Source organism: Leptolyngbya sp. GGD, assembly GCF_026735145.1.
Lineage (GTDB): Bacteria > Cyanobacteriota > Cyanobacteriia > Leptolyngbyales > Leptolyngbyaceae > Leptolyngbya > Leptolyngbya boryana.
This window is the reverse complement of sequence record NZ_JAPQKE010000003.1, coordinates 119,843-134,632: the sequence shown is the minus strand read 5'-3', so window position 1 is coordinate 134,632 and position 14,790 is coordinate 119,843. Positions and strand designations below refer to the sequence as shown.

The following is a 14,790-nucleotide window of genomic DNA, read 5'->3' as shown; positions in this document are numbered from 1 at the left end:
AAGATGCGGGGAGGAAAGGGGTTGAATTCTTATTTTACGGGTAGAAGTCAACGAATTTATTTGCCGTTTGAGGGCAACCGAACTTTGAAACTCGGTTTGAAATCACTCAGGGTAGAAGACTGGATCGAAATTGATGATCAGTTTGAGTCGTATTTGCAGCGAAAAGCAAAGTTACTAGAAACGAACTATTCAGAAGTATTCGCGAGTTTAGCAGGGAGCGAGGCTGCACAGCGGGAAGTTCTCGATCGCTTACTCGATCATCTCTTGCATTACTTTCCTGATTTTTATCAGCGAATCGGCGATCGCATTACAATTCAGCTTACGGATCAAACTTGGCAAATCTCTGAATTTGAAAATCCTTTAGATTTAGCCGGTCGCTTAGTTCAAGAAGACCTGTGTGTGATGCAAAAGCATGAGAATCAGTATTTTCTGAGTGCAGCATCACTTTGTTTTCCGTCCCGGTGGCGATTGAGAGACAAACTTGGACGACCTTTAGTCGAGATTCACCAACCTGTGCCGGACTATCCAGAGCAGTTAGAACATCCGGTCGATCGGTTCTTCGATCGCTTAAAGCCTGAATTTCCTGGCGTTCGATTGAATTGGAGCATTGTGGATACGCCAGAGCTATTTTTGGGATATCAAAGCGAGTCACACAATACAGGAGAGCATTTATGGATTCGGGTTGAACGGCAAACTCTGCGAAGATTTGAGCATAGTATTTTGTTTGGGATTCGCACCTATCGTTATCCGATCAAGATTTTGAAAGCGTATCCCGAATTGGCGAAGGGACTCGCTGAGAATGTGCGATCGCTGTCGCCAGAAATGCAGCTTTACAAGAACATTCAGCCAATTCGAGACAGGCTTTTGAGGGAACTTAACTTGGATTAATCATTTGCTCTGGACGCACGAATTGATCGAATTCTTCTCCCGTGAGCAATCCGAGTTCAATACAAGCTTGACGCAAAGTAGAGTTCTCCTTGTAAGCTTTGTAAGCAACTTTGGCAGCGTTATCGTATCCAATCTTAGGATTCAAAGCTGTCACGAGCATCAAGGAGTTTTCCAAAAAATGATTGATGCGATCGCGATTCGGCACAATTCCCACAACCATGTGATCGGTAAACGAAGAGCACGCATCAGAAAGAATGCGAATCGAATGAATCAAATTATGAATCAACACAGGCTTGAACACATTGAGCTCAAAGTTACCTTGGCTTGCTGCAATCGCGATCGCACTATCGTTGCCCATAACTTGCACACAGACCATTGTCATTGCCTCGCATTGAGTCGGATTGACCTTACCAGGCATAATCGATGATCCAGGCTCATTCGCAGGTAACACTAATTCTCCTAATCCACAGCGAGGACCTGACCCCATCCAGCGCAGATCATTGGCGATTTTCATCAACGCACAAGCGAGCGTTTTAATCGCTCCGCTCGTAAAGACGATCGCATCATGAGCCGCTAAGGCCGCAAACTTATTCGGGGCACTGACAAAAGGAAGTCCGGTTAATTCTGCAATTTTACTTGCCGATCGCACTGCAAACTCAGGATGGGTATTGATTCCGGTTCCAACTGCGGTTCCACCAATCGCAAGCTCATACAATCCGGGCAGGGTTGCTTCGATTCTGGCGATCGCTTGATCCAACTGTGCCACATAGCCGGAGAACTCTTGACCTAAAGTTAAGGGCACAGCATCCATTAAATGAGTCCGCCCAATTTTAATGATGTCATCAAACTCATTGGATTGACTTTGCAATGCATCGCGCAGTTTTTTAACCATCGGTAGCAATCGCTGATGAATTGCTTCTGCTGCTGCAATATGCATTGCAGTTGGGAATGTATCGTTTGAGGATTGAGACATATTGACGTGATCATTCGGGTGAATGGGAGTTTTACTTCCCAACTCTCCGCCAGCCATCTCGATCGCACGATTCGAGATTACCTCATTCGCATTCATATTCGTTTGCGTTCCACTTCCGGTCTGCCAGACAGACAAGGGAAAATGATCATTGAGCTTGCCAGCAATCACTTCATCAGCGGCTTGAATCATCAATGTTGCTTTTTCCGCAGGGAGCTTGCCTAAGTCTTGATTGACGATCGCGGCAGCTTTTTTCAAAATGCCAAATGCCCGAATCAGTTCTGTCGGCATTTTGTCTTGTCCGATTGCGAAATACGTGAGCGATCGCTGAGTTTGCGCTCCCCAATAGCGATCGCACTCGACCGCGATCGCGCCCATACTATCTGTTTCTGTCCGAGTCGTTAAATCCACACTGAGTTTCTCCGCCGTAATCGTAGGACATTCCACCACCTGTCCAATTTATCATCCCAAAAACGGTTGACCGATTTACGCTAGAAGAAAGACATTTCTAGTGCTCAATCATGCCTCTCAATCCCGTCATTTTCGTTCACGGCATCACCGATACCTTTGCTCTCTTCGACCCGATGACACAGTACCTAGAGCGTTCAGGATGGCAGACTTATGGATTAGACTTGATTCCAGCCAATGGAGATAGCCACCTTGATCTCTTAGCAAAACAACTTGCAGCCTATATCGAAGCCACCATTCCCGCCGATCAACAGATTGATCTCGTTGGCTTTAGCATGGGTGGACTGGTCAGTCGCTATTACGTTCAGCGCTTGGGTGGTATTAGCCGAGTGCAGCGATTTATCACGATTTCTACACCGCACAATGGCACACTTGCAGCCTATCTTTCTCAACGTCCTGGCTGCATACAGATGCGCCCGAATAGCTCTTTTTTGCGTGATTTGAATCAAGATGTGCAAATGCTCGATCGCATTAATTTCACTTCGATTTGGACACCTTTGGATGGCATTATCGTTCCAGCAAATAGCTCTGTTCTTCCAGTTGGAGAAGCGATTCAAATCAAAGTTCCGCTTCATGCGTGGATGGTGACTGATCCACGATCGATGACACTGGTTGCCGAAGCCCTGAGAAAGCCACTTGAGAAAGCCAGTTCACCATTGACAACCTATTGATTCAGCCAATGATTTAGTTCTCCACTCAGCCACTCACTAAACAAAGTCGAGAGAATCTCTTCGCGAATTTCAGGAGTCAGTTGAGCGGGAATAAACTCTTCGACTAATAAAAGGTGAAACCCTTGGTCAGTCTGAATGGGGCGCACCACTTCTCCTGGGGTTGCACCAAATGCTGCCGCTGCGATTTCTGGTTTCAAATTCCAACGATACACGGCTCCTTCATATCCACACTGATATCGCCGTTTACTATCCATATCGTAAAGATGAGCCGCCTCATAAAAACTAATTTCTCGTTCCTCGGTTTGATAAAAAACTTCTCGAGCCACATGCTCGTAAGGAACAAGAACTTGATACAGAATTACCCGCTCAAAATTCAGGCGATTCTGGGCGAAAAAACCTTCAACTTGCTGCCCAAATAGCGTCTCTTTTAATTTTTGGGTGAGTAGTCGATCGCGGATGCCCGCTTCCCAATCTTCAACTGTAATTTGCTGCTCTGCCAGCCAAGCTAATGTATCAGTGGCACGCTCTAGCCGTAGGTCACGTCGGATGAGATCGGCCTCTGCTTGGATTTCCTCAGGCGAGACAAAAATCTCACGCTCACGAGCCGTTTGATCAATAATTTTTTGAGTGAAAATCGCCTGACACACTTCTTTGAATTGCAGGTTCTTCTTCAAGTAACCAACAATCTCATCAGGTTGAATCGAAGAGTATGACGAGGAAACCATGCCGTTTTCAATCTGAATAAACATCACTGAACCTGTAGAGTTGAAAGAATAATTGAAGGATCTATCCAGCCTTCTACAGTAGGAATTAATTTTACCGACTGATGGAGGCAGGGCGATTGTGTATTGAGACGGAATTATTCGCGATCGCTTTCATGATCGTTTATACAAGAGATGAAATGAGATGATTGAGACTCAAGCAGCCCTGAAGATGTATCAAGCTAAACGATCAAATAAGGCTTTTTAGCTAGTGTAGGGATTGAAAAAAATTAGATGTTGCCATTTTGGCTAATTCTGCTAACAAAGCTTTGCCATTCTCTCGATGTGGACTATTGAGTAGAATGTGCCAAATTGGCAATTTGTTTCAACGAACACCTGCTTAGATTGTAAAAATAGCTTTATCTGTGAGATACATCCTATGCAGATCAACGATTTGAACTATTTAGAACATGTTCTAGACATCAAGACAATTTCAGGAGGAGTTATTGTCGGTGTAACGGCTGACGCATCCGCTACCGGAGATTCAAGCTTCACCCTAACTGATACCAGAACTAAAGTGAAAGAATTGGGAAATGGAGGATCTATCGGAAAAGGCAGTGGGATAGCAGTTGCGACCGGAACCGATTCGCTGGCTGGAGTTGATCTCTTTGGCTCGGGAGACAAGGTGATCGAGAAGACAAAAGTAAAATACTTTTCAAACAAAGACACGATGATTGTTAAGGGTAAAATCCTGGTCATCGATAAACCTTAGTCTCAAGCTCCTGGAGGTTGAAACCCCGTGCTCATCGAACGAAGTCTCTGAAGAGATTGTATTCCTAAGCCATTAGCTGGGTTCAGGAGTCCCTTTAGGGAGTTCGCATGGTTAGCACCGGGTTTTGAATCCGGTGCGGGACAGAAACGCAGCCAAGATGATGTTCAACGTTTTGTCAGTTACCCAGTTCAAGCTCTCAAGCTTTTTGATTTTCTTTAATTTTGATAGGGGCGAGAGTATCTCACCCCTACTTTTTTGCTACTGTTTTGCACAACTGACCTTAATTTTGACGTTGCCCTGATCTTGCAATGCAAGTCGTAGATGATTGCGAACCTCAACTAAATCTGGTCGTAAAGTAATTGCCTGTCGATAAGATTCGATCGCGCTCTTTAAATCACCCGCTTGCCGCTGAGCATTCCCTAATTCGTAGCTGAGTGCAGCATAACGAGCTTGATCTTCAATCGATAATTTGTTCTGGGCATGAAGCACAGCAGCGATACCCAACTCGGCTTGAAGATTATCAGGTTGAAGTGTCTGTACTTTTTGATAAGCCGCGATCGCGGCTTCCCATCTTTTCTGTTTTTGCAAGACAAGCCCCAGAGCAAGGTAAGCTTCTACTAGTGCTGGATTCATCGCGATCGCTTGCTGATAGCATTCAATAGCGCCGTTATCATCACCCATCTGTTGGCACTCGTCGCCTAACTCATAATTGACTGTTGCATAATGCACCTGCTGGTCTAAAGGGAGCTTTCCCTGAGCATAAAAAGCATTTGCTAGACAAACGGCGATTTCACGCACCTCCGGCTGAAGCTCCTGCGCTCTTTGATAAGCTGCGATCGCGTCTTCCCAGTGCTCTTGTTTTTGTAGAGCACGCCCCAGAGCATAGTAAGCTTCAGCTAACTCTGGGTTCATGGTGATCGCCTGCTGGTAATATGCGATCGCAACCTTTAAGTCGCCTGCTTGTTGGCGTTTGTTGCCCAAAGTAGCATTGATGACAGCATAGTGCTCCTGTTGTTCCGGGGGTAATGTGCCCTGAGCGTAAAGTGCATTCGCCCAAATCACTTCTGCTTCAATCGAATCCGGTTTCAGTTCACGAGCCGTTTGATAACAAGCGATCGCATCGTCCCATTTGTTCTGCTGCTGTAAGGCATAGCCCAGATTGTGATAGAGAGCAAATGCAACATTAGAGGATTGAGGCTGAAGCATTAAAGCTTGCCGATACACCTTTTCTGCTTCTAGTAACTGCTCTTGAATTTGGTACAAGTTTCCTAAACTAAACCAAGCTCTGACATCGTTCGGCTGTAGCTGTAGCAAACTTCTAAAACACTCCTCGGCAGTTGGATAATCTCCCTGGTGATGCATCACCACTCCTAAGTTATACAGAGCTTCTGGATATTGAGGTTGCACCCTTAGAATCTGGCGGTATGCTTGCTCAGCCTGACTCAGTTGATTCGTCTGTTGGTAACTTGCTGCAATTTGAAGTGCTTTAGGAATCAGCCGAATATTTAGCGGCTGAATTGGATTGAGCAAGTGCTTACGCTCGATCGCAACAATCTTAATTCGCCGCTCTTTCGCGCCAAAAGAAAACTTATACGCCTCATTGCCCAGTAGAAAGTCATAAACTTGAAACCCCTTCTGAATCGCATCCCGAATCGCGTCCGCATGGAGAATGATTCCTGGAGCCAGATCTTTCACAGTATCGTCGCGTCCTCCGATCAAAAACAAAACCGTTTTATGGCTCCAATCTAAGAGATTTGCGATCGCGCCGAGTGGCTTTTCTCCCTGCCATAGCACAGACAAAGACAGGGCTTGATGCTCAAAGCAATGCCGCAATGTATGCCCAATCTTATCCAAAATCTTCTGGCATTGATCCGCCCCTTTTCTGCTTTCCCAGTTTGATCTCCAGAGTTCCAAAAGTACCTCAAGATGATCCTCAAAATTATCTGCGTTGGCATAGGTCAAATGGAATTCAGAAGAATCTTCAATTTTTCTGAAAAAGCGTCTGATTTTGTGCCGAGTATTTGAGCTAACAACGGTCTGAAGATACTGTTCCCAGGTGTCTGGCAAATCAATATATGGAACAATGTTATTGTCGATATGATCTAAGTCACTAACGTAGCATCGTTCCTTCAATTCAAATCCGTCTGTCAGAAACTCCTTCAAAATTAGGCTAATTCTTCCCTCGATCGTCGAAATATTATCTAGCTCAAAAGTCCACCATTCTTCTTGTTGAAGAAATGCAGCAAACGCAGAGCTTACAGCTATTTCATATTCAGGCAAACAGATAAATCCAACATGGTCTGCATCAGCTACTCCTGCCATCACAAGTTCACTATGAAATGATCCATCTGGATTCTCAAGTGCTGTAAGGTATAGCGGAAAAAATGCGACATACTCTGAACCGCGGCTCCTTGATTTGGCTGCTAATATAAACCACGATTCATGAAACTGATCATACCGTTTCAGTACTCCAGATAGCCAGATCCAAGATGAGAAGAATCGAGCCTGATGATCAGCATTGTATATGGATTCCCAGGTATTTCTAATCGTCTGAAACATTTCAAAATCATCAATAATGCCAATTTCTATGTCTTCCATATCTGGTTTCTCCTGAAATTGTTTATCAACAATCAATATTTCTGCCGCCGCCAAGGATTTTAGCAATCAAAAAATGTATCGATGTGCCATTCTGGCAGAATTCAATCTCATAAATGTAATGTCGAAAAAAATTACTAAAACACAAACAAAACTGCCAAAATGGCAACCTCTAAAAAACGCATCCTTTATCTTATAAATATCAACTCAAACAACAGAGTTGAAACAACTAAGAAACAAAAATTCCAAGGAGAAATCCAATGATTATTTCTGATCTCAACTACTTAGAAACCGCTCAAACAGAAGTTTTCGGTGGCTTTACTTATCCCTCTGTCTCCTTCAAAGAAACCGTAAAAATCAACAAATACATCAACTCGAAAGTCAATCTGAAAGGTAACGTCGCTACTGCTGAATCTGATGCAGAAGCTTATGGAAAAGACAGTTTGGCTCAGATTTTCACCTACACGAAAACTACGCCTTACTCGTCTTATTCGAGCGGTACTTCTATCTCTGCTTCCAACTAGAACTCAATTAATTATTGAGTGACTAGTTTAAGGTAGGGCAACCATGGAATCTCTCCGTTGTTGCCCTACCTTAATTTGTTTTGTTCTGCCTTAAGCTTTTTGCACGAATGATTAAATTGAAAAATTTAAGGGCGATATTGTCGTACCAAAATTGCTTGTGCAAATTGCATAGTATTGGAGGAAAAAGAATGACTTGTTTGATGATCACTGATCTAGACTATCGCGTAGACTCGACTGTGAAAGAGAGCATTCATGGCGGCGTCAGTGTGAGCGTCAGTACCACAACTTACAGCACGAAGAATTTTACTTATGCGAATGCGAATGCAGGTGCAAGTGGTTCAATGACCTATACTTCCACAAAAACATCCACACGGATTAATAACGTTGGCTATTTATATTCCAGCAATGCAAATGCAGATGCCTATGCGCTAGCCGCAGCGCAATACAATACCGCGATCGCGCGATCAAATAGCACCTCGATCTATGTCAGTGTGTCGAACAAATAGCAATCGAATGCCATGAAGTTGAGGATACCGAAAGATGAGCCAGCACAAGATCTTGATTCGACGAATTATTTCAGCGGATAGGCGATCGAGAGCCGAAGCTAGAAGTGAGGTGATTCTCTCAGACCCCACAACGGTTTCCCATCAATCTGTCAGCATCAGCGTCTCTTCTACAGAAACGAGCCAAAGCGCAAGTAGTCGCTCCATAAGTTGCTCCAACAGTTCTTCAGTGTCGAGCTAGTAAATTCAATCTAATCATACAGAAAACACAACACGAGTTCCGTGTTGTGTTTTTACTAGGTCGTAATTAGATTTAGAATGGGAAACTGGCTGTCAAGCTCCGAGCAGAGGCGAAAGAGACAACCGGAGATGTGCCGAAGTTTAGAGCCAAGATTGTTCTAGACTTGCCATCTGCTGTCGCCATTGTTGTGCTAGAGACTGCAAGATTTGGATTACCAGGGAGAGAGAGGCTGATACCTTGAGGTGAATTTGCTAGCTTTGTGCTCCACAGCTCTGTACTACCCTGTTTCAGAGAAAGCGTGTTGTCCTCACTCAGTGAAAGGGTCAGGATACCGTCATTCGCTTGTAGAGCACCAAAAATATCTGATGAGTGATCCAGAATTTCAAGATGAGACAAGTCGCGAATCAGCATATAAATACTCCTTATTTGCCAGTATTCTAGTCAGTTGTCAACAGAGAAGCCTGCCATTTTGGCACCTTATTCACGGGCAAGTCGTTGCATTGACCCAACCATTGTTCTAAGGTTGCAAATGTTCCGCCTTTAATTCGAGTTCGAGGCTCACTCACGACTTCCAAGTAATTCAAATCCTTGATCGGATTCGGTTGCTGCGGATTTGAATCAGGAGTTTGAGCTTGCTTTTGCCCTGCTTGATAGTGATCCTTCATAATCCGGTTATAGGTTCTGTAGGGAATGTAGTGGAGCGGATTATAGCCACCAAACTGCAAAATTAAAACACAAGCCCACGAATATTTTCCTGCTAAGATCGCTTCAATCACTTGGTTAAATTGCTCAGTTTCCATGACGCGATCGAGCGATGCGCTCGAATTTCTAAAGCCTTGTTGAGTCATGCTTTTCACCTTTTTTATATCCTAGTCAGATCTTAAAATCACTGGATCACGTTGTTGCTTGCCTGAAGCTTTTTCAGCGGATCAAACAATAAATCGACAATGCGCCGCTGCCGAGTCACAATCTCAGCCGTCGCAGTTTGCCCTGCCTTAAACAAAACTTTCTGTTGATCTTTGGTAATGTAGGAGCGTTCTAATTCCACTTCGATGTGGTACACGCGTCCCAAGCGTTCGTCGGGTTGAGCATCGGGAGAAATTTTCGCAACATGTCCAGTAACAATGCCATAGTCCTGATACGGATACGCATCAAGCTTTACCTGTACAGGCATCCCTACTTTGACAAACCCTGCTTCTTGGTTTGGAAGGACTGCGGATAAGATCAGTGGCTTTTGGGCTGGAGAAATCTCTGCGATCGCTTGTCCCAGTTGGACGACTTCTCCAGGATGCCGCAGACTCAGTGCAGAAACAATACCACTCGTCGGTGCGTATAAGTAACGTTCCCGAAGTTTAGAATTTGCTGCTGCAATCAAGGTTTGTAGTTCACTAATTCTTGCTTGAATCTGAGAGAGTTTGATTTCGAGTTGGCGCACTTGCTGGTTCGACTGTTGTTGCAGTTCTGCTTGTTCTGCTTGTTTTTGTGCGATTCCTGCATTCAGGCGTTCGATATCTTCTACTGATCGCTGCAAGGTTCCTTGCTGCTCTGTGATCGTTCGTTGGCGATCGCGTAACCCTTGTTGAACTTGAAAAACTTGTTCTTGCGCGATCGCGCCTGCTTCTACTAAAGGTTGGAATCGCTTCAGCCGAGTTTCCTGAGCGATCGCATCTTCATTCAGTTGATCCAGTAATTGTTGAGTAGTCGCAATATTGGTTTTACCTTGGGAAATTTCGACCTGCTGCGCTCTCATTTCAGCGTGCATCGCATCTAAACGGCTCTCTGCCTGAAGCTGAACTTGAGCCAGTAAAGATTGAGTCTGACTCCACTCGATCTGGGCTGCGGTTCTTTCTTTCTCTAACCGTTCTACTTCATGATTGGCTTGTTCATTATCCAGTTCCATCATGACTTGTCCAGCTTTCACAGGCTTCCCTTCCTCAACTAAGATGCGAGAAACCTTGCCTGTCTCAGTCGGATTGACTTTATACACGCTACCTCTGGGAATCAGCCTGCCCTGAGCGCGAGCGACTTCATTGATCTGACCAAACCAAGCCCAAGATGCAAAACAAATCGAAAATACCGCACCTCCTACCATCAGACGCAGGGGCAATGTAGAAGGAGGTTGATCGAGCACCGCTTCTAAAGGGGCAGACCAGTGAGAATGGGCGGAACCTGAGGGTTTGGGAAAGGAATTCTCCGTCTGTTGATCATGCTGTTGATCATTGACTGGAGAACCTTGGTTGTGAGGGGCAAGCTGAACCATAGAGTATGCCTCGTAGAGTCATAGTATTCAGATAGGACAAATCTTGTGAGAACTAACCCTAAAACGTCGATCATCTTAGTCATTAGGGTGCTGCTTTTCAAGTGTTAGTAAACACACCTTGCGGAAACTTTTCAGACCTTCTTCAGCATTGGAACTATCGATCGAGCCTCAGTTTAGAGATCGAGTTGTTGCTGAGCAAGATGGGCATAAATGCCTTTAAGTTCAATTAATTCCTCAGGGGTTCCTTGCTCTGCTAAAACTCCACGATCGAGGACCCAAATGCGATCGGCATTTCGCACCGTAGATAGACGATGAGCAATCACAAATGTGGTGCGTCCTCGACTAATTCTGGCTAAATTCTGCTGAAAGCGGCGCTCTGATTCTGTATCGAGAGAACTCGTGGCTTCGTCTAAAATCAAAATTGCGGGTTGCCCTAAAAGCGCACGAGCGATCGCAATTCGCTGCCGCTGTCCACCCGATAGATTTGCACCGCGCTCACCGACTTTGGTGTTATATCCCAAGGGTAAATCCTGGATAAAAGCATGAGCTTCTGCTAGCTTCGCAACCTCTACCACTTGCTCTAGGGTGTATTCAGGTCGATAAAGCTGAATATTGTCTAGAATCGTGCCTGAAAACAAGAAACATTCTTGCGGCACAACCCCTAATTGGCTCCGTAAGGACTGGGGTGAGACATGCTTAATGTCGTGCCCATCGATCCAAATTCGACCAGTGGTGGGATGATATAGCCCTTGCAGGAGCTTGATCAACGTACTTTTTCCAGACCCGCTCCGCCCCACGATCGCGATCGTTTGACCTGCTTCAACTTTTGCTGAAATGTTTTCCAGCGTGTTGCGTTCTTCGGCTTGCTCATAGCGAAACGTAACTTTCTCGAACTGTACTTCCCCTCGTATCGGAGGGAGCACTAACATCGATTGTCCAGGTGTCTCTTCCGGTTTAACGGAAAATACATCATTCAATCGTTCGACTGAAATCAAAACCTCCTGGAACTCATCCCACAGTCCAACGAGTGCCAGTACAGGTCCAATAACATTACCAATTAACATATTAAAAGCAACGAATTGCCCGATCGTTAACTGATCTTGAATCACCAAACTTGCACCGTACCAAAGTAGCGCAGTACTTCCGATCGAATTGACCAATCCGCCTGTCACTTGCAGCCCATTGGTCAGTTTTTGCGCCTTAAAGTGGATGTTGAGCATTCCAATTAGGCGGTCTTCCCAACGCCAGCGGACTTCTCGCTCTGCTGCCACCGATTTTACGGTTGCGACACCTGTCATCATTTCCACCAGCAGCGAGTTTTGCTCAGCCGTTGCGCTAAAGGCTTCCCGCGAAATTTGCCGCAGAAATGGAGTCGCAACTAGAGTCAAAATTACGATCGGTGGAATCAATGCGATGACGAAGAGAGTCAGATGCCAGTTGTAGTAGAACATCAGCCCGAGATAAACGATCGCCATCGTCGTATCTAGCCAAGTCGCAACCGCCTGCCGCGTTAGAAAAGCTTGAATTTTGCTATTTTCTTGCACCCGCGTCAGAATGTCTCCAACCTGACGGGATTCAAAGAATTTCAGAGGCAACACTAAAGCATGACCAACAAACCCACTGATCAACGTCAAATCAAATCGATTAGAAAAATAATCTAATAGATACTGCCGTACTCCAACCAGTCCAATCCGCCAAACGCTAAACAGCAGCAACCCAAGGCTGAAAAGATGCAGCATGGGTAAGCTTTTCTGCGTGACGACCTGATCAAGAATAATCTGAGTAAAGAGCGGTGTAACTAGCCCAAACAGTTGCAGTAGCAAAGAAAGTAGAATGATTTGCCACAGCACAGACCGATATGACCACAAGACTTCCCAAAACCGTTTTAAGTTGCGCTCTGTGGTTTGAACCGTTTTGAGTTGCGGGGTCGGATCAAGCATCAAGGCATAGCCCGACCAATGCTTGAGAAAGTCTTGATGAGTGAGATTGCGTTTACCACGGGCAGGATCGGCGACCAGTACCCGCCCCCCTTTGACCCGATAAACGACCACATAGTGATCCCCTTCCCAGTGAGCAATCCAGGGGTTTTTTTGCTCCGCCATCCGCCCCAAACTTGCCCGAACCGGTCGTGCCTGAAACCCAACATTCTCTGCTGCGAGTGCTAAGTTCTTGAGTGAAGCCCCAGAACGTCCCACCTTTGCTAGTTCCCGCAATGTGTTCAGGCTCAGCCGATTTCCCCAGTACTGACCAATCATTGCAATACAGGCAACCCCACAATCTGCTGCGCTCTGCTGCTGAATCAATGGATACCGCTTCAGCAGTTTGGGTTGCCAAGGAACATGCCGAGCGGGTTTAGGAAAGTTGACTGCAACCTGATTCGCTGGCGTTGGATGAGTCACATCCTGACTCAGGGCTTTTTGAGTCGTATCTCCCTGAGTCGAAGTTGAGAGTAAAAGTTGCGGTGAGCCGCGCCCCAAGGCTATCGTTTCTTGCTGGTAGCGCCCCAATGTTCCAGAAGTCGTGACTGGCGAGGAAATTGCTTTCCATTGCTCGATCGAGACTTTGTAAATCAGCAATTTTGTCTTCGCGATCCAATCTGGGGGAGTTTTCTGAATCTCTCCCCAACTTTCCCCGACGATCGCGGGTGTCACCTCAGAACTTTGATCGTCAATCTCGCCTTGGTATAGCCAGAAGTAACCCGAATCAATGCCTGCTTCCACCAGTTTTGCCCCTGCCGGCACTTCAATCGTCTCTAAGAAAAATAACAACTGCTGAGCCTGATGACTCGTCAGCGTTTTCTTCGAGCTAGCACCCTCTATATCCCAAGCGATAGCAGTTCTGAGAAAGATTAAACGGGCGAAGCGAGTCGCTTGCTGGACTAAAAAATTCCGCAGTTGGGGAAGCTTTTTTAACCAACTTTCGAGTTTGGTCACAGAGATACGCGCAAGCGTCACAGGACTCGCCGCGATCGCAGTATAAGGGAGTGAATTCTGGCAAAATATCGACTCTGCCCCAAAGCATTGCCCGGTCTCTAAAAGCATGACTGATAGATCTCGCTGCTGCCGCCGATCAGGGCAGATCAATCTAACTTTCCCCTGACAAATGACATAAAAGTGTGCATTTTGTTCGTCAGAAGCAGCAGGGGATTTGTCTTCTGCGTTATCGTTCAATTCATTCCCAAGCTGAAATTCGCACAGCTGAAAATCCTGGCTCAAAACTTGCGCGATCGTTTCATCCATCTGGGCAGCAGCGAGCAGTTTTCGGAGGGCAATTTGGATGTCGATCGCGCCTCCTAAGCGTTGAGGCTGAAGCAGTGCCTGAAGGTTCGAGGCTGAATTCATATCCTAACTTCCTGGCATTTTGAGTATTTTTCTTAAAAGCTGACTATCTCTCCAGCGAGCGTTAAAATGCTTGCTCTCAATGGTGACAATCTCTCCCCAAATTTGTCGCCAATTTGGCAGATTTTTTGAGCGATGGACTCAAGTTTGAGCGTCAGTTTGAATAAATTAATGAACTGGTATTCCCTATAACTCTCGAAATCGTTGCAATAGAATGGAATATCCCTGCACTGATGCGAGTGTGCATGACAAATTTCCTCATAATGAATTGACATCCTTGGGGCGTTAGGATGACCTCGTACAAATCTCGATTACCAAGCCATAAAACAACGATCAAGATTCAATGAATCTTGTTATTCTGAGTGATTCCATTATTAGAAGCGACAAACTCAGTGGTGCTGTCTATCCCATCGTCGGTATCGTAAGCCGCGTCTACAAATAATTTTGAATCTCGACATCTTTAGCCTACCTAACATTAGAAAACAACACGTTTCGATCGAATTCAAACTCGCACCAAGCGAAATACGATCAGTTCGCTCAGGCTGTATGAAGCTAATTCCGAGTAATGTAAAGTGAATCGTTGATAACCTCGGAACACAGACTTGCTTTTGCAAAGACTTGCCCAAACCGAAACCAAATAATATTTAGATATATTTAGATTTAGGATTTGAGTGCGAAGGCGTTCTGTAAAAAGCCTAAGAAACGAAATGATTGCTGTCAAGTCAATTACAAAAATTATTTTTATTAACTATATGGGCTATACAAATTACCCAAAGATTGCTACATCACGTCTAGATATCAAGCGTGGAACATATTGTGAAGGATGCACGTTATTATAATCACCAAATTGAGTGCAGCA

12 protein-coding genes are annotated in these 14,790 nt (G+C 45.2%); 5 read left to right on the top strand and 7 right to left on the bottom strand.

Annotation, left to right across the window (positions count from 1 at the left end; genetic code table 11):
- The first annotated feature begins 3 nt into the window (after nt 1-3).
- Nucleotides 4-888 carry a heme-dependent oxidative N-demethylase family protein gene (locus OU814_RS15515; RefSeq protein WP_268184125.1) on the top strand — a complete coding sequence of 295 codons (885 nt, stop codon included), beginning with the start codon at nt 4-6 and terminating at the stop codon, nt 886-888.
- Here the strand turns inward: OU814_RS15515 and fumC are convergent.
- Nucleotides 875-2,305, bottom strand: coding sequence for a class II fumarate hydratase (gene fumC / locus OU814_RS15510; protein ID WP_268184124.1), 1,431 nt, complete (start codon nt 2,303-2,305; stop codon nt 875-877). The two genes, OU814_RS15515 and fumC, sit on opposite strands and share 14 nt — an antisense overlap.
- A gap of 74 nt (nt 2,306-2,379) precedes the next feature.
- On the opposite strand from fumC, the gene OU814_RS15505 reads away from it, so the two are divergent.
- Complete coding sequence (locus OU814_RS15505) at nt 2,380-2,997, top strand: esterase/lipase family protein (protein WP_017287616.1); 618 nt, start codon at nt 2,380-2,382, stop codon at nt 2,995-2,997.
- Here the strand turns inward: OU814_RS15505 and OU814_RS15500 are convergent.
- Nucleotides 2,991-3,722, bottom strand: coding sequence for a peptidylprolyl isomerase (locus OU814_RS15500; protein ID WP_026148556.1), 732 nt, complete (start codon nt 3,720-3,722; stop codon nt 2,991-2,993). The genes OU814_RS15505 and OU814_RS15500 overlap by 7 nt on opposite strands.
- Before the next feature lie 415 nt (nt 3,723-4,137).
- Between OU814_RS15500 and OU814_RS15495 the strand changes: the two genes are divergently transcribed.
- Entirely contained in the window at nt 4,138-4,470 is a 333-nt protein-coding gene (locus OU814_RS15495; RefSeq protein ID WP_017287614.1) for a hypothetical protein, read from the top strand.
- Nucleotides 4,471-4,728: 258 nt separating this feature from the next.
- On the opposite strand, the gene OU814_RS15490 is transcribed toward OU814_RS15495, so the two are convergent.
- The gene (locus OU814_RS15490) at nt 4,729-7,068 is read right to left on the bottom strand and encodes a GNAT family N-acetyltransferase (protein WP_268184121.1); all 2,340 of its coding nucleotides are present in this window, start codon (nt 7,066-7,068) and stop codon (nt 4,729-4,731) included.
- A 257-nt stretch (nt 7,069-7,325) separates the two neighbouring features.
- Here OU814_RS15490 and OU814_RS15485 point away from each other — a divergent pair, with 257 nt between their 5' ends.
- Nucleotides 7,326-7,589: a hypothetical protein gene (locus tag OU814_RS15485; RefSeq protein ID WP_017287612.1), complete on the top strand. Its 264-nt coding sequence runs from the start codon at nt 7,326-7,328 to the stop codon at nt 7,587-7,589.
- Nucleotides 7,590-7,777: 188 nt separating this feature from the next.
- A complete protein-coding gene (locus OU814_RS15480) occupies nt 7,778-8,095 on the top strand; it encodes a hypothetical protein (protein WP_017287611.1) in 318 nt (105 codons plus the stop codon).
- 310 nt (nt 8,096-8,405) lie between these two features.
- On the opposite strand, the gene OU814_RS15475 is transcribed toward OU814_RS15480, so the two are convergent.
- From OU814_RS15475 to OU814_RS15460, 4 genes are all read right to left on the bottom strand, one after another.
- Nucleotides 8,406-8,744, bottom strand: a complete 339-nt coding sequence (locus tag OU814_RS15475; protein WP_017287610.1) for a hypothetical protein — start codon at nt 8,742-8,744, stop codon at nt 8,406-8,408.
- 26 nt (nt 8,745-8,770) lie between these two features.
- Nucleotides 8,771-9,181, bottom strand: a complete 411-nt coding sequence (locus OU814_RS15470) for a HetP family heterocyst commitment protein (RefSeq protein WP_017287609.1) — start codon at nt 9,179-9,181, stop codon at nt 8,771-8,773.
- Nucleotides 9,182-9,219: 38 nt separating this feature from the next.
- Nucleotides 9,220-10,593 (bottom strand): HlyD family type I secretion periplasmic adaptor subunit, encoded by a 1,374-nt coding sequence (locus OU814_RS15465; protein ID WP_017287608.1) that lies wholly within the window; start codon nt 10,591-10,593, stop codon nt 9,220-9,222.
- Nucleotides 10,594-10,766: 173 nt separating this feature from the next.
- Entirely contained in the window at nt 10,767-13,934 is a 3,168-nt protein-coding gene (locus OU814_RS15460) for a peptidase domain-containing ABC transporter (protein ID WP_268184120.1), read from the bottom strand.
- Nucleotides 13,935-14,790: the final 856 nt, after the last annotated feature.